We start from the raw sequence: 26,027 nt of genomic DNA, 5'->3' as shown, positions 1-26,027 counted from the left end.
AGACGATGAGTAATAATCAAGCCTCTATCAACGAGGTACTGCGCACCCCGATCTTTGCCAACAACCCGGTGGCGATGCAGATGCTGGGCGTGTGTTCGGCCCTGGCGGTGAGCAACGCCATGATCAATGCCGTGGTGATGACCGCGGCAGTGACCTTCGTGTTGATCTTCTCCAACCTGATCATCTCCCTGATCCGCAAAGTGATCCCGAACAGTGTCCGGATCATCGCGCAGATGACGGTGATCGCCTCTTTGGTGATCGTGGTGGATATGGTCCTGCAGGACGTCGCCCCCGAGATCGCCAAACAGCTGTCGGTGTTCGTTGGCTTGATCATCACCAACTGTATCGTGATGGGCCGGGCCGAAGCCTTCGCCATGAAGAGCGGACCCCTGATGTCCATCCTGGATGGCCTGGGCAACGCCCTGGGTTACGGCGTGATCCTCTGCTCCGTGGCCTTCGTCCGCGAGCTGTTTGGGGCCGGCACCCTATTTGGGGTCGAGATCCTGAAAACTCAGGCGAGCGACGGTTGGTACATGGCCAACGAGTTGTTCCTATTGCCACCGAGCGCCTTCTTCCTGATCGGTTTCATGATCTGGGGTATCAACGCGTGGCAGAAACGTAAGGGATAAGAGATGGAATACTACATTACCCTGTTTATTCAGGCCGTCTTCATCGACAACATGGCGCTGTCCTTCTTCCTGGGCATGTGCACCTTCCTGGCGGTTTCCAAGAAGGTATCCACCTCCATCGGCCTCGGTGTCGCCGTGGTCGTGGTGATGACCCTGGCGGTGCCCTTGAACCAGTTGATCTACAGCTATGTGCTCAAGCCGGGTGCCCTGGCCTGGGCGGGCCAGCCCCAGCTGGATCTCAGCTACCTGCAGTTGATCACCTTTATCGGCGTGATCGCCGCCATGGTGCAGATCCTCGAGATGGTGCTGGACCGCTTTATGCCAGCGCTCTACAACGCCCTGGGGATCTTCCTGCCTCTGTTGACCGTGAACTGCGCCATCTTCGGTGGCGTGATCTTCATGGCCAACCGGGACTATAGCCTGGTGGATTCTGCGGTGTTTGCTGCAGGCTCCGGCGTGGGTTGGGCACTGGCCATCGCCTTGTTGGCGGGGCTGCGGGAGCGGATGAAGTTCCATAAGATCCCGGACGGTTTGCAGGGGATCGGGATCACCTTCATCACCACTGGATTGATGGCGCTGGGCTTTATGTCCTTCTCCGGGATCTCCCTGTAACCCTAGATAACGAAGTAAGGAAGAGTCGATGGAAATTATTATCGGCGTCGGTATGTTTACCGTCATCGTCAGCCTGCTCGTCGGGGTGATCCTGGTGGCCAAGAGCCAACTGGTACCCAGCGGCAACGTCACCATCAGCATCAACGATGATCCGGAAAAAGGGATCACGACCTCACCGGGTGACAAGTTGCTCGGTGCCCTGGCCAATAACGGCGTATTCATCTCCTCCGCCTGTGGCGGTGGGGGAACCTGTGGCCAGTGTCGCTGTAAGGTGCTCGAAGGGGGCGGTGATATCCTGCCCACTGAGCTTGATCTGATCAGCAAGAAGGAAGCCAAGGCGGGCGAGCGTCTCGCCTGTCAGGTTGCCGTCAAGCAGGACATGAAGATCGAACTGGAAGAGGAGGTGTTCGGGGTTAAGAAGTGGGAGTGCGAAGTGATCTCCAACGACAACCAGGCCACCTTCATCAAAGAGCTGATCCTCAAGATCCCAGAAGGGGAAGAGGTCCCGTTCAAGGCCGGGGGTTACATCCAGATCGAAGCGCCGGCGCACAAGGTCAAATACAGTGACTTTGATATCGGCGACGAGTACCGGGATGACTGGGAGAAGCTCAAACTGTTTGATATTGAGTCGAATGTGACCTCGGATATCACCCGGGCCTACTCCATGGCGAGTTACCCGGAAGAGAAGGGGATCATCATGCTCAACGTACGGATCGCACCGCCCCCACCGGGCAGTAAGGTCCCTGCGGGACAGATGTCCTCCTACATCTTTAACCTCAAGCCTGGTGACAAGGTCACCATCTCGGGTCCCTTCGGTGAGTTCTTCGCCCGGGAAACCGACAACGAGATGGTGTTCGTCGGCGGGGGCGCGGGCATGGCGCCCATGCGCAGCCATATCTTCGATCAGCTCAAGCGCCTGAACTCCAAGCGCACCATGAGCTTCTGGTACGGCGCCCGCTCTAAGCGTGAGATCTTCTACCAGGACGATTTTGACGGCCTGGCGGCGGAGAACGAGAACTTCAAATGGCACGTGGCCCTGTCGGACCCTCAGCCCGAGGACAACTGGGAAGGCTACACCGGCTTTATCCATACCGTCCTGCTGGAGGAGTACCTGAAGAACCACAAGGCACCGGAAGATTGTGAGTTCTACATGTGTGGTCCACCGATGATGAACTCGGCGGTGATCAACATGCTCAAGGATCTGGGCGTCGAAGATGAAAATATCCTGCTGGATGACTTTGGTTGATCCCAACCTCTGATCATTCCCCAACGCGGCCATCTGGCCGCGTTTTTTGTGCCTTCACACTGTGCTGCGCAGGCAGAAACCAGGGAGGTGGCGCACGTCGAGTCCAGCGGGCAAATCGGCTTTTCTCACCCTGGTAGAAGTTGCGATAGGCCTGCACCGGATCGGCAGGCAGGCGGTAGGCCCCAGGCATCGCCTGGGCGAAAGGCGTTAAGCCCAGACGGTCATAACGACAGTGGTCAATAGTGGACAGTATGGCGATAGATTTGTGATCAGAGGCTTTGTTGTAGCGGTAGCGGTATTCGGCATTGAGTGCTCGCGTCAGCTGCACGAGCCACTCGAAGTTGTCATAAGATTCTTCCACCCACAGGACGCAGGGATGCTTTTCATGGGTCGGCTTGTAGGGCGGAGTGAACCCCTTTTTGTGCAAGGCGGTGCACAGCAGCTGCACGCTCTCCAGAACCATCTTAGTCACGTGTTGATCACAGTGAAACTGAGCGCACCGTGTGATGTTGGTATCGAGCACAAAGATATTCATTGGCTGGTTCTCTAGGTTGGTATCAGCCTTTGTATTACGTTCAAGACCCGAGACGGGATCAGCAGGATAACGGAGGGGGGCACAGCGATTGGTGCAAGTTAGCACTTGCCTGTGGACACCCAGGCTTGTTGGTCTTTAGTGGGCTTGAGAGGCATGAATTTGGGATGGAGTGCTACTCGGCGCCTTGGAAGGGGCAGGGGGGCTTTCGTGGGTCGGTTAATAAGGCTTTGTCCGCAGACAATAACCCTGGGTTCTTCCTTGAACCTCATGGGCTATTTGCCACAGCTGACTATCTTATAATCAAAAGAATAGATTGCATTAGCCGTTTTCCGGCCAACCCATTTCTACAATGAGCCGCCGGCAGAAGGAGATGGTCTTGAGATATACAACAAAACTCCCACGTTGCCTGTCGTGGTACAACCACATCAGACCCCACGGGAGTTTTAATGGAAAATAACTAACCAGCCGATGTTACATGAATATGCTGAGAGGTTACCGCTAGAAGCTTAGGTAGTTATAGCTGTCATCCGCTTTATCACGTTTGCCACGAAGTTTATCGCTGTAGCCATCTGCCCAGATGGCGGTGGCATTTTGGTTTTGGTTCCAATCAAATACCGTTGAGCGGTGCTTGATCTTCCAAATGCCATTGTGACGCTCAAACTTGAAGTGGTGACGACCACCTAAAATACCCTCTTTTTCAACCCCATCTTCTTCATGGACGTGGTAGGCCCACACGTAAGATTCGGCGGTAGCTGTATCACCATCGAGCTCAATCAGGGGATTACTGATACGGTGCTGGGTCGCTTTCAGTGCTTTGAATCCCTCCATTGCTGGATCGACAAATTCGTGGGCATTGCCGTTATAAAAAAACAGGTCCGGGAAGATGGGGTCTTGATGCTCTTCAATGGCATCTTCCCAATAGGTGGATTTCATCAATTCGCCATCGACACGATCGAGGGCACGGGCGAATTTGTACATCAACTCGGTTAACTCTTGCTTATCGAGCAGTTGTTGCAGTTTTTGTTGCATATCCATAATTATTTCCTCATTTATCAGCCCCAATCGGGGATATGGGTATTCTTTCGTCATTTCAAAAAGCACGTATTACTTGCTTTCCCACTCAGCGATCGGATCTAGAACGGTGAACTTTCGCGGAGTGGCCAGGAGATCCGGCAGGTAAGCCTCATACTCATCGCGGTAGGGCTTGCCTTGCACCTGATTCTTCATAAAGTCATCCATAGATGGCTCATCCCAGCGCTCATACAGGGTGAACTTGTTGGGGTTGTTAGCATCTCGATGGAAATAGGTGGAGACGAAGGCATCCTCTTTGGACATTGCTTCCAGAACGCCGGTCGCACCTTTGACAAATTTGTCGATACACTCGGGTTTAACATTAAATTCAACATAAAAAACAAGGTCTTTTGCCATGACTAACGCTCTCTCTAAGTTTCTTGTTTCAAACATGCTGGTGTCGAGCGCGGGGTACCCACAGGATTCGAACCCCCTCTGGGAACAGGGCGATATCGACTCAAGGTTGGCTATCGAGCACCACACTTGGTTACTGCTGTCGTTGACACTGAAGAGAATGATATATACGTTGTTATGTGAATATAACTGGGCCATTCTGAATAGCATCAATTCCAATATGGAATTGATGATGGCGCACGAGGAGTGGTAATGGACCAATTAAGCGCCATGCGAGCATTTGTTAAAGTAGCGCAGGCTGGCAGTTTTACAGCGGCAGCTAGAGAACAAAACACGACTCAGGCCACTATCAGTAAGAAAGTGGCCGCTTTGGAGAATAAACTGAGTAGTAAGCTGCTGAGCCGCAGTAGCCGAGAGCTAGCACTGACCCAGGTCGGCGTAGAATACTATGAAAAGTGTGTGGCAATCCTAGCCGAACTGGATGAGGCGGATGCATTGGCGGCTTCTCAGCTCGCCTCGCCCCAAGGAGTTCTCAGGATCGCCGCACCAGTGGTGTTTGGTCGCCTGGTCATAGCACCATTCCTGGCTGAGTTCCTGTTACTGTTTCCGAAGATCAAGCTGGATCTGGTCCTGAGTGACAAGCATATCGATCTTATCAGTGAGGGGGTTGACCTCGCCATTCGAGCAAAGGAGCTGGAGGACTCCTCCTTGGTCGCCAGGCACCTGTTTGATAACCCGATGTTATTGGTCGCTGCCCCCGATTATCTGAAGCAACACGGTGAGCCCAAAGAGCCGGCGGAACTGCAAAGCCACAACTGCCTGATCTACTCGATGCTGAAGAGCATCAATATCTGGCATTTTACCCATCAGGGACAAAATATCGCTACTGCCGTCAATGGTAATTTCCAGGGCAACAATGGTGATGTGATCCTGAAGCTGGTTCTTGATGGGACAGGACTGGCCCAATTACCAGTCTGGATGGTAAATGAGCATATTGAATCGGGTAAACTGAAACAGATTTTGTCAGGTTATGTGACAAAGCCACTTCCTGTTAACGCTATTTATCCGCAAAGCCGCTACGTTCCCCTTAAAGTTCGATCGTTTATCAATTTTATAAAACATAAAATTGCTGATAATTAGCTATTTGAATAATCATCCGAGCCCTCTTTCTAGGGTGAGTCTCGACTTTTTGAATGAATTGGATAAACGGTATACAGCTTTTGTTTGGTGCACATGAGACGCTCCCAGCCCTTCCAGAGATAGCTGTCGTAACAGCATTATATTCGTAGCGCTGAATTCGACAGGTATCGGTTACGGGTTTTCCTGTTGGGCCTTTGGCGTGGTGCCGACCTCTCCAATGAAACTTCTAGCCGTCCCATCTGCGTTTACCCTCATCAGACAGACAAAACGAGCTTCGGATCGCGACACTTTATTTTATAGGCCTGTGCCACCTGCAAATGATATTTCGCCTCACTGTCTCTCTTTTGGGGTTCAGTGGCAGACAAACGCTGTGCTTATAAATTCCATTTGAGAATGGATGATGTTCATTTTTGTTACATTACATTCCAAAGATATGTCGGTTAACCTCCAGTTATTGTCAATCATTCGGTTGAAACGAGACCAATGCCAAGTCACTGGTCAAGTGCTGGCTATTTGCCAGTGAAGACAACGACAAATTTGTGATTAAGAGGAAACCGTCATGACTAAGAAACTTGAAGGTAAAGTGGCCGCAATCACCGGCGGTAATGCCGGTATTGGCCTAGAGAGCGCCAAACTGTTTGCAGCACAGGGGGCTAAGGTGGCTATCTTGGCCCGATCACAGGAGAAGCTGGATGCAGCGCTTGCTGAAATCGGCTCAGGTACTATCGGTTTTGTCGGTGATCTCCTTGATCTGCAGAGCCTGAAAACATTTTCTCCGATGTTGAGAGAAACCTGGGTAAGCTCGACATACTTTGTGCCAATGCGGGACTGAGTAAACCGGTATCGCTTGAGGAGACGGATGAAGCCTTGTTTGATCTGCATTCGAATGTGAACTTCAAGGGCGCATTTTTTTCCGTTAAGTATGCCTTGCCGCACCTGAATGAAGGGGCCTCACTGGTACTGACCTCTTCCTGTTTGGATGAAATGGGCATGGCCGGACTTTCGGTGTACAGCGCAACCAAGGCCGCGGTTCGCTCCTAGGCGCGGTCTTTTGCGCCGGAATTGAAAATATATGGTGCTCGCATCAATGTGCTGAGTCCAGGCTCTATCATCACCGATATCGAGAAGAAAGCGGGCGCATCCGATGAGGAGATCGAGGAGTTTCGTTCAACCTTTGCTGAAAAGCTTGCTGCCGGACGTATGGGCCGCGTGGAGGAGATGGCATCGGTGGCGCTGTTCCTGGCCTCGAATGATTCCGCCTTTATGTATGGTTCTGAAGTACAAGCTGACGGCGGTATGAACCAGACCCGCTGGGCACATTAACCCAACTCAGACACATCCCCGGATAAACCGGGTTTATCCGGGATCTCCGCCAGCGAAACGACTGAAATCATGAGCCGCACTTTATGAATCGAGATATTCTGTTTAACAAATTTGAGCTTAGTGGTGCTATTACCCTGAGCAACCGTATCGTTATGGCACCTATGAATCGCAGCATGGCCGATGATGATCTGGTACCGACCGATGCGATGGCCGATTATTATGCTCGACGTGCTGGCACCGGCCTAATTATCACTGAGTCACTGATGATATCGCCGAGTGCCCAGGGGTACCCCAATACCCCGGCCATATATACTCCTGCGTAGGTAGCTGGGTGGAAGAAGGTTGTGAGAAGAGTCCATGAAAATGGCGGGAAAATTTTCGCCCAGACTTGGCATACAGGGCGGGTTTCTCACCCAATCTACCTTAATGGTGATAAACCTATCGCGCCTTCCGCCGTTGCCTTGAAGGGGCGCTTAGCGCGAACCGACGATCTACAATACGGTGTTCCCCGTGAAATGACGGAGATGGATATCTCGCTCATAATTAGAGACTTCGCACAGGCTGCGGCCAATGCCCGAGAGGCCGGTTTTGATGGTGTAGAGGTCCACGCCGCCAATGGTTATCTGTTGGATCAGTTCCTGCGCTGGGATACCAACCGCCGAACGGATGGCTGGGGGGGCAGTGAGGAGAAGAGGGCCCGTATTCTGTTTGGAGTACTGGAGGCGGTGCAACAGGAAATCGCTCATGTCGGTCTGCGGGTATCACCGCTAGGCTACCTTCACCTCGAGCATGATGTTCGAGATAAAGCCGTTTTCGATTATGTGCTGCAGCGCCTTAATTAATACCCACTGACCTATGTTCACACAGGGATGTTTGAGGATCGAGAGCAGGCGCAGCTGGCTGGCACTGGGACTCAGTACGTTCGCCGTCTCTATAAGGGCACGGTGATCGCGTGTGGCGGCTATGACGCTGACAAAGGACGAGAGACGCTGGACAAAGTGGATGCAGATCTGATTGCCATCGGTCGCCCACTTATTGCTAATCCGGATTACGTTGAAAAGATCCGTACCGGGCGAGCTATTACCAGCTACCGGGTTGAGATGCTAAGCGAACGGGTCTAAGCCGTGACCGATGAAAACTTTGACGACTAAAGCGGCCCTGAACATTGCTAGCCGTCGTGGTATTGGTGTCGCGGGATCTGATCCTGTCTCTCAAAGCCTTCTGGTTGACAGGAAAGTGACGGAATGAAGTTAGGCGCTTGGCTTGGCGCCTACCTTTATTGGATCATGACAGTGGCTTTACTCGGGCAGGCCCAGTTGCGCTATTGAAGAGGCGACCCTCTGCTTAACGTAATCAATAAAACAGCGAGTGTGTGCAGGGAGATATCGACGTGATGGATAGAGCAGTTTAAAAGGCACATTCGCGCCTCGATATTCCGGTAGCACACGCTGTAATAGGCCTCGCCGGATAGGTTCAGACACCATCCAGGGAGGAAGCTCGGCGATCCCGATCCCAGTGATAGCTGCTTGCAAATTAACGTCGCCGTTATTGCTGGCAAAACTGCTGCCGGTCAATACAGTTGACTGGCCAACGGAATCCTCCAAAGCGAGGTGCTTCCCCTCTTTAAACAGGGTGTAGAGTACAAAGTTGTGATGAACCAGATCCTGTACCCCTGTGGGCGTGCCCCAGCGCGTCAGGTAATCTGGCGAGGCAACCAAGCACATATAGTTGTCGCACAGGTGCTGCGCCACGAGCGACGAATCCTCGAAATGGCGACTGGCACGGATCGCAACATCCACCCCTGATGCGATCACATCTTCATGACTGTCAGACAAGATCAACTCCACCTTGATCTTGGGATAGCTGCGCAAGAAATTCGCCAGCAGAGGCATAAGTACACGTTGGGCAAATGGACCCGGTGCGGTGACCTTGAGCTCCCCTATGGGGGATTGGAGCTGTTCTCTGGCTTCATCCTCCGCCTCTTCAATTTCAGCCAGGATCAGCTGACACTTCTCGTAATAATGACGTCCTATCTCCGTCAGAAGGTGTTGACGACTGTTGCGGTTAATCAACTTAATACCAAGAGCCTGCTCCAGTGCCCCCACCTTTTTGCTGATTGAAGCCTGGGTCACGCCCAGCTTATGAGCGGCGGCTGAAAAGCTGCCTGCATCGATCACCGTCACAAACGCCCGCATTGCACTGAGCTTATCCATGCCATTCCTTTTTGGAATAATTTCTATTCCGAGAAGCCGTCTTTATTAATTCTCAATATAAGCCACTCTTACGATCTACACAGCATCAAGGAGTCAAGCATGCCCGACCAACTGCACCCCGGAGCTCTCTTTCCCCATTTTTCCATTCCCGTACTGGGGGGCACCACGGCAGATCTGGCCGCCCCTGGGGACGGCTATCGCTGGAAGCTGGTGGTCGTCTATCGAGGGCGTCACTGCCCCCTTTGTACCCGCTACCTTCAGCGGCTGGAGAATATGAGCCAGACCTTTAATCAACTTGGGGTCGATATTGCCGCTGTGTCGGCTGATAGCGCTGACCAGGCCGCCGAGCATCAGGCACGGATGCAAGTTAGCTTTCCACTGTTTCACAGCCTGACCCCAGAGCAGATGGATGCCCTGGGCCTCTATATCTCAGCGCCCCGCTCAGAGAAGGAGACGGATCATCCCTTTGCGGAGCCCGGACTGTTTGTGATCAATGAGCAGGGCCAAGTACAGGTGATGGATATCTCAAATGGCCCGTTTGCTCGTCCTGAGCTGCAGGTCCTGGCCAACGGCTTGGCCTTCATCATGGATCCGGCCAACCACTATCCGATACGTGGCACCTATCAACTCAACTGAAATCGTAGAGGTAAGAGAAATGAAACAAGGATTACCCGGACTGGCCGGTGGTGACCACTTTGGCTTCACGGTACCAAACTTGGAGCAAGCCACCCGATTCTTTGTCGATGTGATCGGCTGTACTCAGCTGTATGAAGTCGGGCCTTTTATGGCCGATGATGACTGGATGGCCGACAACCTGAATGTCCATCCTCGAACCGTGATCCGCAAATATCGCATGTTCAAGTGCCAAAATGGCCCGTCGTTCGAGATCTTCGAATACGAAGCACCAGATCAAGTGCAACAGCAACCTAAGAACAGTGACTGGGGGGGCCACCACCTCGCGTTCTACGTCACAGAGATGGCCGCGGCCATCCAGTACCTGAAGGAACAGGGTGTCAGGATCCTTGGTGAGGTCAAAAGCATCGAAGAGGGGCCGACCGCCGGACTAAGCTGGGTCTACTTTATCTCCCCTTGGGGAATGCAGCTGGAGCTGGTGAGCTACAACGCCGGCTTGGGCTTCGAGAAGGGTGGCAGCGAGCGTCAGTGGTCACCGCAGCAAAGCCAATCCTGATATCCCGCTTAATCACCCCGAGTCTAGGAAACCATAGGAGACAGATTATGAACAAGTTAACAGCGATATTGGTCAGCTTGATGCTCGTTGCCGGTTGCGGTATCGCCGCAGACGAACCGATCTGGGATGGCAATACTGTTGTCCTCAAGTCAGAGCAACTGAATAAGGGAGTTTACGCCTATTACCCGAGCGAGGCCAAAGAGAAAGAGCAGCAGGGGATCCCTGTTGCGACCAGTGGTGGCTTTATCATTGGCACCGAGGGAGTTTTGGTGATCGATACCATGCTCAACCAGCGTCTCAATGCCCAGCTTCAAGCCTTGGTGCGCGACGCTACCGACAAACCGATCCTCTATGCGGTGAACACCAGTTTTCATGGTGATCACTCCTACGGCAACATGTATATGCCGGAAGAGACCCGGATCATTCAGCACCAGGCAACCAAGGCTTACATCGATAAGCACTTCAAAGCCGACACTGAGTTTATGATCCAGAATTTCGGCACGGGCCGTGGTATCGAAGAGATCCAGCCTGTCACTGGCGACATCTTGATCCCGGATGGCGGCAAAATGACGTTGGACCTCGGCGGGATTCTGGTGGAACTTATCGACTTTGGCTTCGCCCAGACCGGGGGGGACCTATTTATTTGGGAGCCTCAGTCAAAGGTGATGTGGACCGGTAACCCGATCATTGCGGTTAAGCCCTCTCTGCCCTGGTTGCTGGATGGTCATCTGCTGGAGACCCTGGCCAGTCTGCAAAAGGTCTACGACTTTTTGCCGGATGAAGCACGCATTGTCCCCGGACACGGCTCGGTGATGAACAAGGCTGATCTAAAATGGCACCTTGATTACCTCAAAGCCGTGAAGAGCGAGGTACAAAAGGCGCTCGATGAAGGCCTGAGTCTGGAGCAGACAGTTGCCCGTGTTACGCTGCCCGAGTTTCAAGGCTATGCGTTGTACCCTTGGGTACACCCCCAACTCAATGTTCCGGCAGCGTACCAGGATCTTAAAAAGTGACTCAGTGGCGCCGTCAGGCCCTTTGGCCTAAGCGGTGCCAGTATCGATTCCACAAAAGGGGAGCGTCATGAAGATCCTTGCGATATCAGGAAGCCTGAGAACTGACTCTTTGAACACGGCGGCTCTGAGTACTCTCAAAGTCCGCGCACCGGCCGGGATCCAGATTGAGCTGTTCCCATTAACGGATATTCCACTCTACAACGAGGATCTTGATACCAAAACCCCGCCCAGGGCGGTATCGGATCTTCGCTGTGCCATTGCTAGCTCTGATGGATTACTCATCTCGACACCAGAGTACAACTACAGCATCCCTGGCGTGTTAAAGAACGCGCTCGACTGGGGATCCCGTCCTGCCTACGATTCGGTGCTCAAAGGCAAGCCCGTCGCGATCCTAAGTGCCTCCATGGCCATCACCGGTGGTGCACGGGCACAGCAACACTTGAAAGGGATGCTCGCAGCCACCTTGTCCAGTGTGGTGACTCTCCCCGAAGTCCTGATCGCCCGTGCACACCTTCAGGTTAAACAAGATCAGATCGTGCAGGAGGATACTCTGGCTCATCTGGATGAATTGTTGCATGCCCTGATACGGGAGATCAGGCGCTCTTAAGGTGGCATCCCTTTGGTTCCTGGCTTACCAGGAGAAAACCTGCGGCTTAGGGACTAAGTGATCCCTGCGCTCAATTGGCAGTAAGAGGCGAAAAGCCGTTCAATACTCACTGAGGAAGATGGGATGAAGCTCTCTTACCTTGCGATAATGGGCCTGTTGGGCGGCATTGCGGCGATCTCTAGCAATGCGGCTGGCCAAACAGTCGAAAAAACAATCTTGTGGATGGATCATAGCCTTACTGGTTTGTTCGGTTACGGCTTCGCACTGCCCGGTAACCAGGTTTCCACTCTGACTCTGGAACACAGCAGCCTTTGGAGCAAGGGCGATCTGTTTGCCTTTGTTGATATCCAGAAGTATCACAGCCACCCTGTACAGTCTGGTAGCTGGTACGGTGAGATCTCGCCTCGGCTCAGCCTGACAAAGCTGTTTCAATCGGCCCCGACGTCTGCCGGACTGCTCAGGGACCTATTGCTAGCCAGCACCTATGAACGGGGCAAGGATGGAGTGGAAAGTTTACTGATTGGCGTGGGAACAGACTTTAATGTACCAGGCTTTAATTACTTCAAGCTCAACACCTATGCCCGAAAAGACACCAGTCGAGGTGCAAATTTCGATGATATGCAACTGACGTTAACTTGGGCTTACCCGTTTACCCTTGGGGATCAGCACTACCTGATAGATGGCTTTATTGACTACGTTGTTGGCTGGGGACCTCAGGCTTCCTCTGTGCACATCGTTCCGCAAATCAAGTGGGATATTGGAAGGCGCTGGAATAAGCCAGGTCGATTCTTTTTGGGAAGTGAGTTGGATTTCTGGCATAACCAGTTCGGTATAAATAATAGTGAAATGGTCGACAGTAACCAGTTTGCAATCAATTTTCTTATAAAAGCACACTACTGACAGGGTTGGGACAAAGTCTACAATATTGCACTGTTCAATAAATGAGCTGGCGCTATGTAGGCCACTCCATCGAGTAGACAAGGGGCTTGGTTGACAGTTGTTGCTTACACAGAGTTTTTTGCTAGACAAGCATGTTCCATGCAGCGTTGATTAGCGCCCTCTCTTCACTTGTATTCCTATCGCGTTTGTGCGCTGCATCCTTTTGGGGCGATCGCCTTGGCGAGACCATGCCGCCGGTCTCTTTACGGGCCGATTACAAGCGATGGAGAACGCCAGATCCTGGCCGGAGGGGATAAAGCTCATTCATCTTTCTCTGATGATCGTGCTTTGGCAGGCTGTGTGGTGAAGTTGGACGCAACAGGCGTTTTTGTTAAGCAGCTACACGGATTGTCAGCCCTAAGCGGTATCGAATAAAAGCCCAGCTCGGTAAGCCGGGCTTTGTTGTGACGGCGAGGCCACTAGACCATGAAGTCTAGGGTCTTGGTCTCGAAGTTCACCAGGTTGGGGAACAGGGTGTCGAGCTGATCCAGCCCGGCACCGAACCAGTGGGCCAGGGTCGCGGCGACTTGATCCGACGAGGTGGTGGGGATCATCCGGCCGTTGTTGTTGATGGACCAGGCACCCTGATGATCCAGATCGGGAATGTTGCCGTAGTAGCGACCGCCCCGAATGGCGCTGCCCATCACCAGATCGTGTCCGGCCCAGCCGTGGGCGGTGCCGGTGCCGTTGGTCAACTGGCTGCGGCCAAAGTCCGACAGGGTGAAGGTGGTGACGGCGTTGCCCATGCCGCTGAGATCCATCTCTCCCTGGAACGCCACCAGCGCCTCGGCCAGCTCCTTGTAGAGTTTACTGTGACTGGCCAACTGATTGTTGTGGGTGTCGTACCCTCCCTGGATCACGTAGAAGACCTGGCGCTGTTGCCCCAGTTCGCTCTGCCCCTTGATCACCTGGGCGATGAGACCCAACTGCTCCGCCAGGCTGGTCTTGGGAAAACCGGTTTCCAGCGGGGTGGCCAAGATCGGCTCCAGCACGCTGCCGGCCCCCAGCATCGCCTGGCGGATGCGGTTGACCTGCTCACGGAACGGATTATTGCGCGCCACGGCCATGTCCTGGTGCATCACACCTTCCAGGCCGGGAAAGGCCTTGAAGTAGTCGAGGCTGCCGCCCTGATCGAGCAGGTTTTGCTCGTAGCTGTGGGAGAGCAGGAACTCGCTTTGCTCCCCGGCGCTGTAGGCCGGACTGAAGCCATAAGTCGGCGTTGCCAGGGTATCGAGCAAGCGTCCGCCCCAGCCGGTATCGAGCTCACCGCCGACGTAACCCAGGCGCTTGGCCTTCTGCATGTCGGCATGGGAGCCCAGGCGTCCGATGCTGGGTACCCGACCCGCTTCAAAGTCGCCGCGATCCCCGGCGGCGATCAGGTTGCCTGAGTTGAGCACTGTGGTGAGCTGGCCCTGGGCAAACAGGTCATACAGGGGAGAGGCCGCCGGGTGCAGTCCCAGGGTGAGATCGCCGCTGAGCGGCAGTGGCGTCAGCTCGCTGTCAGACAGGGCCAGGGAGGCCTTCGCCTGCCGATATTGGCTGAATAGTGGGTCGTTCAGAGGAACCAGCAGGTTATGGGCATCGTTGCCGCCGGCCAGGAAGACACAGACCAGGGCTTTGTAGTCGCCGTCGGCCGCCATGGCCAGGTTGCGTACTCCGAGGCCACCGTAGAGGGACAGGGCACCCAAGCCCGCCATGGAGTGTTTCAGGAAATCTCTGCGTTTCATTGTGATTACTCCTGGATCAGGTATTCCGGTGCGCTAACGGTGAGCCAAAGCAGGCCCTTGCAGCGGTTGCGCGCGTTGAAGGGGCCTTGAGTGTCGCTAAACGCCTGGTAGGCCTCAAGGATCTCGGGGGGCGTCGGCCGGTACCAGAAGGTGTCCTCGAGGTACTGGATCATCTGGTCGTATTTGCCCGAGCTGCCCAGGGAGTAGCACTGACTGATGTCGATCTTATTGTTTTCACCATTGCTGGGGCTGTCGTAGTTGCCGTTGTTCTGGATCACCGATGAGAACGTGTTGAGCAGGGGGGTAAACATGGCTTCGTTGAGCACGGTAAATTCCGGTGCCGCGAGTCCGGCCTGTTGCAGCGGGCCGCTGACGCTGTCCTCCGGGCGATAGAAGTTGAATACCGAGGGGGAGCCGAGGGGGATCTGACCATAGGCGGTTGCGGTCTTCAGATCTTTGAAACTGCCGTCGAGTTCCCCACGCATCTGCATGGCACGGGCAAGGTTGGCGGTGAGGAGTAAAGGCTCCTTGGCCTTGTAAGCGGTGCCATCACGGGCTTCGGGATCGACCAGGATCGCCCGTACCGTGGTGGCCAGATCACCGCGCTGGCCGGAGCCGTTATTGCGAAACGTCGCGGCGACCCGCTTGAGGTAATCGGGACTGGGGTTGGATTTGACCAGCCGCTGGATCAGGTGACGGGCGACAAAGAGGGGTGTATTGGGGTGATAGAAAAGCAGGTCAAGCGCCTGCTCCAGATCCTGCTGTGGGCCTTGTCCGGCGGCAAAGGGCACGCCCATCAAGGTTTTACTGCCCGCATCGTGACGCTCAGGATAGGCGGAGAGCGGGGCAAAAAGCTCGCCCTGCATCTGCTCTTCCCAGATCTGGTTGCCGGTTAAGTGCCAACTGGTGAGAGCGCGGGACAGCTCCTGGACGTCCGTTTCGCTGTAGGTGGCGATGGGTTGCCCCTGGGCGTCGACAAAGGGGCTGCCATCAGGCTGCAACTCATCGAGGCCGATGGTAAAGAGTTGCATCAATTCCCGGGGGAAGTTCTCGTTGGGGCGAACCCCGGTCTCCGGGTTGGCCTGCTGACTGGCGATGGCTGTCAGGTAATAGCCCATGGCCGGATGGCGTGCCATATCGCCCAGCAGTGCCCGATAGTTGCCCAGGGCATGGCTGAGCAGCATGTCGTAGTAGTCTGCGAGCAGTCGTGGTTGCTGGCTTAGCACCGCGTCTTTCTCCGAGACAACCAGCAACTGACTCAGGGCAAAGGCGACACGTTGGCGCAGCTGATCGTCACCGGTGATTGCCCGATCCCACCAGACCCGGTAACGGGTGGTGGCACTCTCTCCCTTGCCCAGGTTGACGTATTCGTCGTAGCGGGTTCGGTGCAGGCCCATCGGCGCGGTCAACTGGGCCTCGAACCAGGCGTCGAAGCCCAGGCTGGTCAGTGTATCGACCTCGCCGGGTTTGGGGCCGAAGCTGGCTTGAAACAGCAGGCGGGCGGCGTCGGAGCGGTCCAGCGGTGGTGCGCTCAGATCTGGGGCGGGTGTCTGGGGATCGATCCTTGGATAGATCAATTGGTCGGTGCGGTTATTCGCCGGCTCGACGATCCAGGTGAAGGGCCCCAGAGTGCTGGATTCGACCCCGTCGGTGACGGTAAAAATGATATTAGGGTAGTAACCTGCAGCCCCGTCCGGTGGCATGCGATCCACCTTGGGCTTTGCCCAGAAATTACCGTTGGTGTTGACATGGATCCAGTCCGGAAGGTTGGCTGCGGACCAGCTTAGGGTGCCGCTGCCATCGTACTCTACGGGAATAGGCCACTTGTATTTGACTCCGACCTGGCCGCGGGGGGCAACCGCATCGGATTCAATTTGCAGTGTAGCGAGGGTGGGGCACGCGCTAAACGCACTGGCGAAGGCCAGAAGGGCAAGGCGTCGTCGGTTGAAGAACATGCTCATCTCCTTGTGAAATGCACTTCGAGGGCAGCCCTGATGGGCCGAAGAAATTGGGCACACTCCTTGTGTCCTTTGGCATAAGAATACCGAATTGGGCCTCCATGGGTGTATTTAAATCGCTGGTCGGAGCACAAAGAGGCAGTACTCTTAATAAGGGTTAGGCTTTTTACTGACAGCGAGAGTTCGCAGTTCTTGGAGCTATTAGTCTTATCGGGTTGCCATGCAGGATGCATTAATACCGCGAATGCCTTTCGTTCGGGCACTTTAAAGTCGAGGATTAGGTGTGGGGACGGAACACTTGATCTGGCAACAATCGGAAGGGGCTCTAAAGATGGGGTCATTACAACAGTGTTTGCGCCCCCGCTCTTTCGCGAACAAGCAAAAAAAAGCCCAGCTCGTATGAGCTGGGCTTTGGCTTCGTAGGTACAGAGATATTATTTTTTTTTGCTCTCTTTCGTCCTTTACATCATCACCAGGTAGGCGATGAAGATGGCAGACAGGCCGTAAATAATGGGATGCACTTCTTTTCCTTTGCCTGCAACCACCATGGAGAAGGCGTAGGTGATAAAGCCCATGGCCATCCCGTTCGCTGGGGAGAAGCTGAGGATGGTGAACATGATGGTGAAGAAGGCGGCGATCCGCGACTCCTTCTTGTCCCACTTGATCTGGCCCAGGCGGCCGATCATGTAGATCCCAACCACGATCATGGCCGGAGCGACGATAGACGTGGAGAAGATGGAGAATACCGGGAAGAAGAACAGGGAAAGCAGGAACAGGCCAGCGACGACGATAGCAGCCAGGCCGGTCTTGGCACCCTGGGACGAGGCGATACCGGACTCGGAGAAGGCGGTGATGGAGGTGGTGCCCAGTACGGTGCCTGCCACGGTGCCACCGGCGTCGGCGATCAGGGCGGAGCGGGCATTGGGTACCTTGCCATCTTTGTCGATGATGCCGGCGTCACGGCCAACCCCAACGATGGTGGAGAGGCCATCGAAGAAATCGACGATAAAGAAGATGATGACGATAAACAGCAGGTCGAACAGCTTCTCCGGGGTAAAGAAGGAGAAGTTGAAGATAGCACCAAAGCTTGGGGCCAGGCTTGGCGGCATGGCCATGACCTGATCCGGCAGCGGTGCGTAGCTGGTGCCCAGGACGGCATCGGCACCCAGGGTCAGCAGGATGGAGGCCATGAAGGCGATAAAGGTCGCCAGTTTGATGTCACGCACCATACAGCCCAGCGCCACAAAGAGGCTGATGTAGGCGATGGCGACCTGGGGCTGACTGATGTCGCCCATGCTCACCAGGACGATGGGGTTGGCGACGATGATCCCGGCGTTTTTCAGGCCGAGAAAGGCGATAAACAGGCCCAGGGAGACGGTGATCGCGAGCTTCAAGTCTTCCGGGATCGATTCGATCATGGTCTTTCGGATCTTGGTTAGGGAGAAGATCAGATAGACGATACCGGAGAGGAAGATCCCGAACAGGGCTTCGTGCCACAGCAGGGCGACAGAGCCGGACAACAGCATGCCTTTGAAGAAGCCATTCATGCTCATGCCGGGCGCCAGCATCACGGGGTAGTTGCCGAACAGGCCCATGATCAGGGTCGCGAATGCGGCTGCAATGGCGGTGGCGGTAAATACGGCGCCGCGATCCATGCCGGGAAGATCACCCAAGATGGCCGGGTTGACTGCCAGGATGTAGCTCATCGCCAGGAAGGTGATGAAACCTGCGTACACCTCGGTGGAGATGGAGGAACCGCGCTCGGAGATCTTAAAGGTTGCATCCAGGGTGGAAGCGTTCCCGGAGCGTTTGATTAGGGTTGCTAGCGCCACAGTGAAGCCTACTTGTTCTATGAGTAAATGGGATATTTACCGAACGGCTATCACCGGGTCACCCCGGCCGATGGATATGGCTGGGGTGCGATTGGACTGTAGTCACAAGATTAGGCCTTGTGGTAGAGACTTCCGGACCAGAACACCGGAGATATACAGCTCAATAAATATGGGCGCGGATTCTATAGGGAGGGCAAAATAATGCAATAAGAAACTGCATTCAGGGGTAAGAAATGAGAGCTGGGCATCTCTGCTCACCTGCGGAGATAAGCGAATGTTATAAACTGTAAAGGTGCTCTGTTGCCGGTTAAGTCTGCGTTGTTTGAATGGTAGTGTGGCCCTGTGTAAACAAGATAGACTTTTCGTGTATGGAACAGGAACGTTCGTGTAAGCAAGTGTCGGCATACCTAGTTGTGCCGTTGGTGTTGTTAAGCCCAAAGGTGTTGGCCGAGCAGAGCTCGCCAGAGCACTCGACCGAGCGACCCAATATTCTGTTTATCATGAGTGACGACCACACGACCCAGGCCATAGGTGCATACGGATCGAGGTTGGCGGGGCTGAACCCGACTCCGACTATCGATGCCCTGGCGCAGGAGGGGATCCTGTTTGAGCGCGCCTACGTCACCAATGCCATCTGTACCCCAAGCCGTGCGGCGATCATGACGGGTCAGTATGCCCATACCAATGGCGTGTTGGACCTGTACGGCTCCCTGCCTAAATCGCAACAATACCTGGCCCACGAGTTGCGGGCGCTGGGCTATGAAACCGCCATGGTGGGCAAGTGGCACCTGCATGCCGAGCCAGACTTTGACTATTACAAGGTGCTCAGGGATCAGGGTGACTATTTTGATCCCTGGTTTGCCTCGAGCGAGTCTCCATTGCCCTTTGAGGGGCAAAAGGGACCCCATCATCCGCGTAAGCGAAACGGCCGCTATACCAGTGACAAGCCAACGGTTGAGCGCATGTCTGGTCACTCGACGGATCTGATCACCGATATCTCCATCGATTGGCTGAAGCAGCGGGACCCCAGTCGGCCCTTCTTCCTGATGCACCACTACAAGGCGCCCCACGATAACTTTGAGAATGCCCCCAGATACGACGACTACCTGGCTGATGTCACGATCCCTGAGCCACGCACCCTGGCACCCATGCCGACCAAGGGCTTTGGCTCCAAGGCGTTGCACGGGGAGCGGGGCGAGCTGATCCGGGTGGTTGGCTCATCGGTGTCCAGCCGGAACCCACGCAATATGGGACGGGCCATGGGGATCGATCCCAGCACGCCGGAGCCGCTCTACACCCAGCAGTCGTACCAGCGCTTTCTCAAGCGTTACTTACGTTGCGTTAAGGGGGTGGATGATAATGTGGCCCGTTTGCTGGCCTACCTGGAACGCAGTGGCCAGTTGGATAACACCGTCATTGTGTATACCGGCGATCAGGGGTACATGCTGGGAGAGCACGACTTTATTGATAAGCGCTGGATGTACGAAGAGTCGATGCGGATGCCATTGATCCTGCGTTACCCGCCGCTGATCGCCCCGGGCCAGCGCACCCAACTGTTGGTCAACAATACCGATTTTGCCCCGACACTGATCGAGCTTGCCGGTGGTGTGGTGCCGGCGCAGATGCAGGGGCAAAGCTTTATCGCCGAACTGCGTGGTGAGTCCCCCGAGTCGTGGCGTGAGGCCACCTATTACCGCTACTGGATGCATATGGCCGGTCATCGTAATCCTGCGCACTTTGGTTTGAGAACCGATCGCTGGAAGCTGATCTTCTATTACGGGGTGCGAGAGGACAATCAGCACACTCGGCGCAGCTTCAAGACCCCACCCGCCTGGGAACTGTATGACACGGTGAACGATCCTGAGGAAACCACCAACCTCTATGGTCACCCAGCACTGGCGGATAACCATGAGTTCCAAAGCCTGGTTCGGGAGCTCAAAGCCAAACTGGAATCGGTCCGAGATGAAGTCGGGGAGAACGATAAAGAAAACTATCCCCATATTCAGCGGATCATCGATGAGCATTGGGAGGGATAAAGGGCTAAGGCAGAATTTCGCGGTATTTAAGGTTCTATATCAAGACTCGGAATGTTCTATTTACAGGGAGAATTTCTATGTTCAAGCGTTTGATGGTGTTGTTGGTGGCGGTGGGTCTGTCCGGTTGTGCGTCCATGGGGGGAGCCAACGTATACCAGGCAGATGAGATCGACGTTAAGCCCAAAGTGAAGAGAGTACGTACACTTAACCTTCCCAAGAAGTTTCACAAGCCTGAGTATGAAACCGATGTTGTCATGACCTTTATCCTCAACGAAAAGGGTGAGCCCACTAAGATCGGGTTCAAGGAGCGGGCCAGTTACCAGAGACTGAACGATTTGGCGCTGGAAAATATGGAAAAGCTGCGCTATCGACCAGCGAAGAAAGCCGGCGAGCCGGTGCCTGTGTATTGGGAGCAAACCCTGGAGTTTCGCCTTCCCCAGGCAAAGAAGAAGCGCTGACCGTAGCGATGACAGAAAAGAACACCGGCCCCAGGGCCGGTGTTTTGTTTTATGGCGATAAAACGGCGGCCAGCTATAGGCTCATCGGGCATGCTGTTGAAGGAAGGCCAGGGAGTGCTGGTTAAAGTCCTCGGCCTTTTCTACGTTGCAGACGTGGCCACAGTTTTTGATGATCTTGAGTTTAACGGCTCGGTGCCGGGCGACAATGGCTTTGACCGGTTTGATGAACATATGATCGTTCTCCCCCATGATGTAGAGGGTGGGGATCTTCAGCTCCTTCTCACTGAAGTAGCGCATCAGGGGATTGACCTCTCCGGCGAGGCGGAACCAGCGCTTAAACTCCTTCTGACACAGTTTCTTCGCCTCCCGGATAAACAGGTTCCGAGACGGTGCCTGCTCCTTGCGCGGCATGATGACGCGGGCAAACAGCTTGTAGAGCCACATGTAGGGCACCACGTCTTTGAGCATGTGGCCCGCCTTGATCAAAGTCTGGGACAGGCGGTTGAGCCGGGTAACGGCACCACCGAGGATCATGCTCTTAACCCTCTGGGGCTGCAGCTCTGCCAGGGTTCGGATGATGATGGTCCCCAGGGAGATCCCGACAAAATGCGCCTTCTGGATCTTTAGGTGATCCAGCAGGGCAACCACGTCCTGGGTCACCGACTTGAAGCTGTACTTACCCTGGATCAGATCCTGCACCATATGCTGGCTGTTGCCGTGGCCACGCAGGTCCAGTAATAGCAGGTTGTATTTCTCCCGGTAGGCTCGCAATTGACGAAACCAGATACTGGAACTGCCTCCGGCGCCGTGCACCAGCACCACCCAGTCACGCGGATCGGGGTGGCGGTAAATCTTGTGGTGCAACAGGGCCTGGCTCACGAAATGAAACTCCTTCACTTTTTTGCGAGGGCCCAGTGTACGGGTTTGCCTCCCGGGTGCAAGATACCCTGCGCACAGTTTGGAGGGCTGGCGCACTGCTTGGACCTGTCTTAGGGCTGGAAACGGATCCCGGTTAACAGGGCGCGACTTCCCCCCTGCGCCTGACTGCGGATCAGGATCCGATCATACTGGCGTAGCCTGACCTCTTTGAGCACCTGCTGATGGGGCGTGATCTCATCCACCTGTGTCTCGAACTGCCAAATCCAGCCTTCACTGGCGTCGGTACGGTCGCCATGGGCCTCTACTTCGAAGCGGAAGGTGGCACTGTCATCGGCAGACAGGACGTCGTTGAGGGTGTCGATGATCACCGTGTAGACGCCGCTGTCACCGGTGAAGATCAGCTCGGCTTCGGCGTATTGATCATTGCCTGAGTGTTTGTCGATGACCCGTCCGGCTTTGGCCACCACCTGTTTGGTTTCATCCAGGGGATGGGGCACGACCCGGTAGAGGGACAGGTGCATGCCGCTGGCATCCAGGCCGGTAGTGGTGGCAGGCATCGCCTGCAGTTGGGTGCGCAGGTGACGATATTCCGGTTGCAGTCCGGCATTGTCGATCACCTGTTGGTGCTTGGGATCCTCGGACGGGATCGGCGTGTTGATCATGGGGCAGTATTCCCGCCCCTTGTTTTGAATATTGGTAATGGGGCCGGTCAGGGTGTTGTCCCGAAAGATGATGTGGCGGCTCTGGGTCTCTGACTTGGGGCCACCGTCGGTGTAGAGCAGACCGGTCCAGGTGCGATCGATGCCGTGGCACCAGTTTTCGTAGACATAACTGTTGCGGTAGTCCGGGTTGTTGTCCGGATCTTCATCCTCTGTGCTTTCGCCCTGCAGGCCGAAGGTATAGATGCAGCCCCCATCGTCCACCGCCTGCATGTTGCGGTAGAAATGGTTGTAGCGGACGATATTGCGGCGCATGCCCGTATCCCGGGTCTTCCAGGTGTTGCGCCCGGTCTGGATCCCCGAGTAGGGGGTATCAGACACGTCGTTGTACTCGACAATCACGTCGCTGTGGAAGGAGCCACCAGCGATCGCCTGGGCGGAAACATAGTTACGGCCCACCTGCCAGAACAGGTTATTGTCGATCAGTACGTCTTGGGTACGGCGCTCGTCGGTATAGTTGTTTTCCCCCAACTGCAGGCCGTTGCCCATGATGGTTTCAAACAGGTTGCCGGTGATGCGGGTCTCTTTAACCGAGTCTTTGATCAGCAGGCCATTGAGCCCGGCACCTCGAATGATGTTGTCACGAAAATGCAGGTTGGCCACCTGCCTGGCCTCTACCATGCCTGACATCTCCGGGCCCCGGCGCAGTCCCTGGGTCAGATCCAGGCCGATCTGGTCCGGCACCAACCAATTGCTGTATTCAAAGGTGATCCCTTCAACAATCAGGTGTTCTAAGGGAAGCAGGTCGAAGCCGAGGCTCAGCAGGGTATCGGTTTGGGGAACCGTGATGGCCAGGGTGTTGGGATCCTGCCCCGCTTCGGGGATAAAGTAGACCTGTCGGGCCTCTTGATCGTGCCACCATTCGCCTTCGTCATCGAGGAAGTTTCTGTGTCCCTCGAGGAAGTACTCCCGGTTGACGAAGTATTTGCGATCGCCGCGCTTTACGCGGGGATCGTGGTTGAGGTAGTCGAACTGGTTGGAGCGCAGTCGTGCCTGGTCTCCTTGAATATCGTACTGGTCAATGGCCAGACGGGTGTGGTACCAGACCCCATGGATGATCATCTCCACCCCGGACAGGCGGGTATCCTTGGGCAGGATCTCACGAACGTCGTCGGCATTCACATGGAGCATGGCGGCGTGGTAGTCCAGATCCTGGGTGACAAAGTTGGGTTGCTGGGCATAGCGGTTGAGTCGGTTGGGGTGACGAGCCCGGATCATGTCCTGGCCATTGGCGTAGAGCTGGCGGAAGTTACGGCCCAGATCTTCAGTCGAGGCACGCCAGAGGTTGAGTTGGGGATCCTCGAGTGTCCAGTTTTCAATGGGCTGTCCGCCGCTGAGCACCACCTCGGCGCCTTCGTCGGCCCGCAGGATCAGTGGCGCATCGGCACTGCCGGAGAAACGTGCATCCAGGTGAATGGGCTGATCGAGGAAGTAGTGCCCCTGGGTGAGGATCAGCTCAATGCCGGCACCATGGTTCAGTTTCAGCTGGTTAATCGAGCTTAGCGATCCTGGGTTCTGGGCCGTATAGCGATCGCCAGTGCCATCAGGCGAAAAGTAGAATTGCGTTTGTTGAGGCTGGCAAGCACAGAGGGCAAATAGGGCACAGCTCAGGGTACCCAAGAGGCGGAGAAACGATGGCATGGTGGAGGTAACTTCCTGTTATTTATTGTTCTTGCTACAAGTTACCCGGTTCAAGGGGCAGACCCAAGGGGCGCAGCCCTGTCTCTCGGTAAAGGAGTGTGTTGTTGTGGCAAAGGCGGTGAATCGGCTTACTCAGTCTAGGGTTTTGATCATTAGCACCCAGTCGCCGCCCGCTAAGCCTCCGGGGCAGGGGACGACGGGGCGAGTGGCCTGGGCCTGATATCCCAGGGACTCGTAGAGGCGTTTGGCCCGGGTATTGAGGGAGGCAACGATCAGGCTGAGCTGCCGGCAATGCGCGGCCTTGGCCTGTTGCTCGGTGTCTTCCATCAGGCTGCGGCCCAAGCCCTGTCCTCGGCTGGACTCAAGGGTGGCAATGGCATTGATATACCAGCTGCCCGGTGCCATAGCCTCCAGCTCGATCAGGGGGCGAACCAGCTCAGGGCAATCGTCGAGATCGTCCAGGGGATAGGGATCAGGCTGGGGATAGGCCAGGATCATTGCTTCAACTTCGCCGTCTTTGATGGATACCCGGGCATTGCGATAGCTGAAGCTGCCACTTTCCCGGGCGGCACGATGGGTGCCGACCTCCAGAGGGGATTCGTCCGCCTGTGCCATACCGGCCCAGAGGAAGTAGGGGATCCCCTCGCCGGCAAGGTTGATCAGGTAGGCCAGTGCCCTTGCATGCTCGGGGCGGGCGGCTTGGATCGGCATTCGTAGGTCTCTTCGTCGGGTTTATCGTTAAGTCTAGCCGAGCCAGGGGCGGGGCAAAGGGACACCCTTTTAATAGGCTGTGTACCAGATAACTTATGCACTGAGACCTTATGCGGTTCATAGATTTAGCCACCAGCATCCTTGTCGGATCGGCGACAGCCATCTCTGCGAATAAGAGCAAGGGGACTCGTCCCGGCTACGCGCCCCGCTCTGACTCCCCGTTTGCCTCGCCAAACCTGAATTGGGGGCGATGCTCGATACGGATTTCCGTCTTTTTTCGCCTCTCGCGTCTTCGCACTGCGTAGTGATTACGTGTAGGCATCGTCCTCGCAGTCGGCGAAAAAACGGGGTGGGGCATCAAGTTTTGGCTCTCTTTTCAGAAACTTTTAGCCGCAACGGCTAATTAGGACATAGCCTTTTAATCGGGCCAGCTAGGCTTAGCGGAAGGGCCTGACTAACGAGGAGAAGCGTGATGATCCGAAAAAATGGCGGCGCAGGTTGGCCTCTGGCTCTGGCCCTGGTGCTGGGACTGGGGCTGCTGGGCTGGTTGCTGGCTTCGGCGGCCCGGGATGTCAAAACCCTGGAGCGCAGCGTGACGGTCAAGGGGCTGTCCGAGCGTGAGGTGGCGGCAGACAGGGTGATCTGGCCGATCCTCTACACCGCTGCCAGCAATGATCTGACCGAGCTGTACGACGCTTTGGACGAGGGCAAGTCACGGATCACCGCCTTTTTGACACGAGGGGGGATCCGCAGCATCGATATCAGTGTGGCCGCGCCGGTGATCACCGACCGGTCGGCACAGCAGTACGGCAGTGAGCCTGCGCCGTTTCGCTACACCGCCAGCCAGGTGGTGACCCTCTACTCCACCCAGATTGAGACGGCGCGGGATCTGATGGCGCGCCTATCTGAATTGGGGCGGCAGGGGATCGTGTTGGGGGGAGACTATCGGACGGGAACGGAATACCTGTTTACCGGACTCAATGAGCTGAAACCTGAGATGGTGGAGGAAGCGACGCGCAAGGCGAGGGAGGTGGCACAGAAATTTGCCGAAGATTCCGGCAGTCGTTTAGGAAAGATCCGCCGGGCCGCTCAAGGTCAGTTCAGCATTGTCAGTCGAGATAACAACAATCCGCACATCAAGAAGGTGCGGGTTGTCTCAACGGTGGAGTATTACCTGGTGGATTGACCCCAGGCA

22 protein-coding genes, 2 pseudogenes and 1 riboswitch are annotated in these 26,027 nt (G+C 55.3%); of the genes and pseudogenes, 14 read left to right on the top strand and 10 right to left on the bottom strand.

What is annotated here, in order from left to right:
* Positions 1 to 5 precede the first annotated feature (5 nt).
* The 3 genes from AC2D8U_RS00480 to nqrF are packed head-to-tail and all read left to right on the top strand — an operon-like array spanning position 6 to position 2,487.
* The gene (locus tag AC2D8U_RS00480) at positions 6 to 629 is read left to right on the top strand and encodes an NADH:ubiquinone reductase (Na(+)-transporting) subunit D (protein WP_484617069.1); all 624 of its coding nucleotides are present in this window, start codon (positions 6 to 8) and stop codon (positions 627 to 629) included.
* Positions 630 to 632: 3 nt separating this feature from the next.
* Complete coding sequence (gene nqrE / locus AC2D8U_RS00475; RefSeq protein ID WP_484617068.1) at positions 633 to 1,241, top strand: NADH:ubiquinone reductase (Na(+)-transporting) subunit E; 609 nt, start codon at positions 633 to 635, stop codon at positions 1,239 to 1,241.
* Between the two features lie 28 nt (positions 1,242 to 1,269).
* A complete protein-coding gene (gene nqrF, locus AC2D8U_RS00470; protein WP_484617067.1) occupies positions 1,270 to 2,487 on the top strand; it encodes an NADH:ubiquinone reductase (Na(+)-transporting) subunit F in 1,218 nt (405 codons plus the stop codon).
* 13 nt (positions 2,488 to 2,500) lie between these two features.
* On the opposite strand, the gene AC2D8U_RS00465 is transcribed toward nqrF, so the two are convergent.
* The 3 genes from AC2D8U_RS00465 to AC2D8U_RS00455 all read right to left on the bottom strand — a co-directional run bounded on the left by AC2D8U_RS00465 (position 2,501) and on the right by AC2D8U_RS00455 (position 4,450).
* The gene (locus AC2D8U_RS00465; protein WP_484617066.1) at positions 2,501 to 3,022 is read right to left on the bottom strand and encodes a pyrimidine dimer DNA glycosylase/endonuclease V; all 522 of its coding nucleotides are present in this window, start codon (positions 3,020 to 3,022) and stop codon (positions 2,501 to 2,503) included.
* Between the two features lie 498 nt (positions 3,023 to 3,520).
* Entirely contained in the window at positions 3,521 to 4,057 is a 537-nt protein-coding gene (locus tag AC2D8U_RS00460) for a nuclear transport factor 2 family protein (protein WP_484617065.1), read from the bottom strand.
* 69 nt (positions 4,058 to 4,126) lie between these two features.
* The gene (locus AC2D8U_RS00455) at positions 4,127 to 4,450 is read right to left on the bottom strand and encodes a putative quinol monooxygenase (RefSeq protein WP_484617064.1); all 324 of its coding nucleotides are present in this window, start codon (positions 4,448 to 4,450) and stop codon (positions 4,127 to 4,129) included.
* Between the two features lie 249 nt (positions 4,451 to 4,699).
* On the opposite strand from AC2D8U_RS00455, the gene AC2D8U_RS00450 reads away from it, so the two are divergent.
* The 3 genes and pseudogenes from AC2D8U_RS00450 (at position 4,700) to AC2D8U_RS00440 (ending at position 8,031) form a co-directional block, all read left to right on the top strand.
* Positions 4,700 to 5,587 carry a LysR family transcriptional regulator gene (locus AC2D8U_RS00450; protein WP_484617063.1) on the top strand — a complete coding sequence of 296 codons (888 nt, stop codon included), beginning with the start codon at positions 4,700 to 4,702 and terminating at the stop codon, positions 5,585 to 5,587.
* A 559-nt stretch (positions 5,588 to 6,146) separates the two neighbouring features.
* Positions 6,147 to 6,910, top strand: a pseudogene (locus AC2D8U_RS00445) (SDR family oxidoreductase).
* 83 nt (positions 6,911 to 6,993) lie between these two features.
* Positions 6,994 to 8,031: pseudogene (locus tag AC2D8U_RS00440) on the top strand (alkene reductase).
* A 177-nt stretch (positions 8,032 to 8,208) separates the two neighbouring features.
* On the opposite strand, the gene AC2D8U_RS00435 reads toward AC2D8U_RS00440, so the two are convergent.
* On the bottom strand, positions 8,209 to 9,123 hold the full coding sequence (locus tag AC2D8U_RS00435) for a LysR family transcriptional regulator (protein ID WP_484617062.1): 915 nt from the start codon (positions 9,121 to 9,123) through the stop codon (positions 8,209 to 8,211).
* 99 nt (positions 9,124 to 9,222) lie between these two features.
* Here AC2D8U_RS00435 and AC2D8U_RS00430 point away from each other — a divergent pair, with 99 nt between their 5' ends.
* The 5 genes from AC2D8U_RS00430 to AC2D8U_RS00410 all read left to right on the top strand — a co-directional run bounded on the left by AC2D8U_RS00430 (position 9,223) and on the right by AC2D8U_RS00410 (position 12,832).
* A complete protein-coding gene (locus AC2D8U_RS00430) occupies positions 9,223 to 9,759 on the top strand; it encodes a redoxin domain-containing protein (RefSeq protein WP_484617061.1) in 537 nt (178 codons plus the stop codon).
* A 19-nt stretch (positions 9,760 to 9,778) separates the two neighbouring features.
* Positions 9,779 to 10,312 carry a VOC family protein gene (locus AC2D8U_RS00425; protein WP_484617060.1) on the top strand — a complete coding sequence of 178 codons (534 nt, stop codon included), beginning with the start codon at positions 9,779 to 9,781 and terminating at the stop codon, positions 10,310 to 10,312.
* A 47-nt stretch (positions 10,313 to 10,359) separates the two neighbouring features.
* A complete protein-coding gene (locus tag AC2D8U_RS00420) occupies positions 10,360 to 11,325 on the top strand; it encodes an MBL fold metallo-hydrolase (protein WP_484617059.1) in 966 nt (321 codons plus the stop codon).
* A gap of 67 nt (positions 11,326 to 11,392) precedes the next feature.
* Positions 11,393 to 11,932, top strand: coding sequence for an NADPH-dependent FMN reductase (locus AC2D8U_RS00415; RefSeq protein ID WP_484617058.1), 540 nt, complete (start codon positions 11,393 to 11,395; stop codon positions 11,930 to 11,932).
* Positions 11,933 to 12,055: 123 nt separating this feature from the next.
* Positions 12,056 to 12,832 (top strand): outer membrane protein OmpK, encoded by a 777-nt coding sequence (locus AC2D8U_RS00410; RefSeq protein ID WP_484617057.1) that lies wholly within the window; start codon positions 12,056 to 12,058, stop codon positions 12,830 to 12,832.
* Between the two features lie 458 nt (positions 12,833 to 13,290).
* Here AC2D8U_RS00410 and AC2D8U_RS00405 read toward each other — a convergent pair whose 3' ends face one another.
* The 3 genes from AC2D8U_RS00405 to AC2D8U_RS00395 form a co-directional block, all read right to left on the bottom strand.
* Entirely contained in the window at positions 13,291 to 14,598 is a 1,308-nt protein-coding gene (locus AC2D8U_RS00405; RefSeq protein ID WP_484617056.1) for a DUF1501 domain-containing protein, read from the bottom strand.
* Between the two features lie 5 nt (positions 14,599 to 14,603).
* Complete coding sequence (locus AC2D8U_RS00400) at positions 14,604 to 16,553, bottom strand: DUF1800 domain-containing protein (protein ID WP_484617055.1); 1,950 nt, start codon at positions 16,551 to 16,553, stop codon at positions 14,604 to 14,606.
* Between the two features lie 464 nt (positions 16,554 to 17,017).
* Positions 17,018 to 18,388: an NCS2 family permease gene (locus tag AC2D8U_RS00395; protein WP_484617054.1), complete on the bottom strand. Its 1,371-nt coding sequence runs from the start codon at positions 18,386 to 18,388 to the stop codon at positions 17,018 to 17,020.
* 79 nt (positions 18,389 to 18,467) lie between these two features.
* Positions 18,468 to 18,567, bottom strand: a riboswitch (purine riboswitch).
* Between the two features lie 243 nt (positions 18,568 to 18,810).
* Here AC2D8U_RS00395 and AC2D8U_RS00390 point away from each other — a divergent pair.
* Both AC2D8U_RS00390 and AC2D8U_RS00385 read left to right on the top strand, forming a co-directional pair.
* Positions 18,811 to 20,424 carry a sulfatase family protein gene (locus AC2D8U_RS00390; protein WP_484617053.1) on the top strand — a complete coding sequence of 538 codons (1,614 nt, stop codon included), beginning with the start codon at positions 18,811 to 18,813 and terminating at the stop codon, positions 20,422 to 20,424.
* A gap of 77 nt (positions 20,425 to 20,501) precedes the next feature.
* Positions 20,502 to 20,882: an energy transducer TonB gene (locus tag AC2D8U_RS00385; RefSeq protein ID WP_484617052.1), complete on the top strand. Its 381-nt coding sequence runs from the start codon at positions 20,502 to 20,504 to the stop codon at positions 20,880 to 20,882.
* Positions 20,883 to 20,963: 81 nt separating this feature from the next.
* Here AC2D8U_RS00385 and AC2D8U_RS00380 read toward each other — a convergent pair whose 3' ends face one another.
* From AC2D8U_RS00380 to AC2D8U_RS00370, 3 genes are all read right to left on the bottom strand, one after another.
* The gene (locus tag AC2D8U_RS00380; protein WP_484617051.1) at positions 20,964 to 21,761 is read right to left on the bottom strand and encodes an alpha/beta fold hydrolase; all 798 of its coding nucleotides are present in this window, start codon (positions 21,759 to 21,761) and stop codon (positions 20,964 to 20,966) included.
* Positions 21,762 to 21,871: 110 nt separating this feature from the next.
* Positions 21,872 to 24,121, bottom strand: coding sequence for a right-handed parallel beta-helix repeat-containing protein (locus AC2D8U_RS00375; RefSeq protein WP_484617050.1), 2,250 nt, complete (start codon positions 24,119 to 24,121; stop codon positions 21,872 to 21,874).
* 132 nt (positions 24,122 to 24,253) lie between these two features.
* Positions 24,254 to 24,832 carry a GNAT family N-acetyltransferase gene (locus AC2D8U_RS00370; RefSeq protein ID WP_484617049.1) on the bottom strand — a complete coding sequence of 193 codons (579 nt, stop codon included), beginning with the start codon at positions 24,830 to 24,832 and terminating at the stop codon, positions 24,254 to 24,256.
* A gap of 472 nt (positions 24,833 to 25,304) precedes the next feature.
* Between AC2D8U_RS00370 and AC2D8U_RS00365 the strand changes: the two genes are divergently transcribed.
* A complete protein-coding gene (locus AC2D8U_RS00365; RefSeq protein WP_484617048.1) occupies positions 25,305 to 26,018 on the top strand; it encodes an SIMPL domain-containing protein in 714 nt (237 codons plus the stop codon).
* Positions 26,019 to 26,027 lie beyond the last annotated feature (9 nt).

The organism is Ferrimonas sp. YIN67, assembly GCF_057219095.1.
This window is presented reverse-complemented; position numbering and strand designations above follow the sequence as displayed.

Coding starts and splice junctions, on each gene's coding strand:
- AC2D8U_RS00480 (WP_484617069.1), top strand. CDS start 6: ATGAGTAATAATCAAGCCTCTATCAACGAGGTACTGCGCACCCCGATC.
- nqrE (WP_484617068.1), top strand. CDS start 633: ATGGAATACTACATTACCCTGTTTATTCAGGCCGTCTTCATCGACAAC.
- nqrF (WP_484617067.1), top strand. CDS start 1,270: ATGGAAATTATTATCGGCGTCGGTATGTTTACCGTCATCGTCAGCCTG.
- AC2D8U_RS00465 (WP_484617066.1), bottom strand. CDS start 3,022: ATGAATATCTTTGTGCTCGATACCAACATCACACGGTGCGCTCAGTTT.
- AC2D8U_RS00460 (WP_484617065.1), bottom strand. CDS start 4,057: ATGGATATGCAACAAAAACTGCAACAACTGCTCGATAAGCAAGAGTTA.
- AC2D8U_RS00455 (WP_484617064.1), bottom strand. CDS start 4,450: ATGGCAAAAGACCTTGTTTTTTATGTTGAATTTAATGTTAAACCCGAG.
- AC2D8U_RS00450 (WP_484617063.1), top strand. CDS start 4,700: ATGGACCAATTAAGCGCCATGCGAGCATTTGTTAAAGTAGCGCAGGCT.
- AC2D8U_RS00435 (WP_484617062.1), bottom strand. CDS start 9,123: ATGGATAAGCTCAGTGCAATGCGGGCGTTTGTGACGGTGATCGATGCA.
- AC2D8U_RS00430 (WP_484617061.1), top strand. CDS start 9,223: ATGCCCGACCAACTGCACCCCGGAGCTCTCTTTCCCCATTTTTCCATT.
- AC2D8U_RS00425 (WP_484617060.1), top strand. CDS start 9,779: ATGAAACAAGGATTACCCGGACTGGCCGGTGGTGACCACTTTGGCTTC.
- AC2D8U_RS00420 (WP_484617059.1), top strand. CDS start 10,360: ATGAACAAGTTAACAGCGATATTGGTCAGCTTGATGCTCGTTGCCGGT.
- AC2D8U_RS00415 (WP_484617058.1), top strand. CDS start 11,393: ATGAAGATCCTTGCGATATCAGGAAGCCTGAGAACTGACTCTTTGAAC.
- AC2D8U_RS00410 (WP_484617057.1), top strand. CDS start 12,056: ATGAAGCTCTCTTACCTTGCGATAATGGGCCTGTTGGGCGGCATTGCG.
- AC2D8U_RS00405 (WP_484617056.1), bottom strand. CDS start 14,598: ATGAAACGCAGAGATTTCCTGAAACACTCCATGGCGGGCTTGGGTGCC.
- AC2D8U_RS00400 (WP_484617055.1), bottom strand. CDS start 16,553: ATGTTCTTCAACCGACGACGCCTTGCCCTTCTGGCCTTCGCCAGTGCG.
- AC2D8U_RS00385 (WP_484617052.1), top strand. CDS start 20,502: ATGTTCAAGCGTTTGATGGTGTTGTTGGTGGCGGTGGGTCTGTCCGGT.
- AC2D8U_RS00375 (WP_484617050.1), bottom strand. CDS start 24,121: ATGCCATCGTTTCTCCGCCTCTTGGGTACCCTGAGCTGTGCCCTATTT.
- AC2D8U_RS00370 (WP_484617049.1), bottom strand. CDS start 24,832: ATGCCGATCCAAGCCGCCCGCCCCGAGCATGCAAGGGCACTGGCCTAC.
- AC2D8U_RS00365 (WP_484617048.1), top strand. CDS start 25,305: ATGATCCGAAAAAATGGCGGCGCAGGTTGGCCTCTGGCTCTGGCCCTG.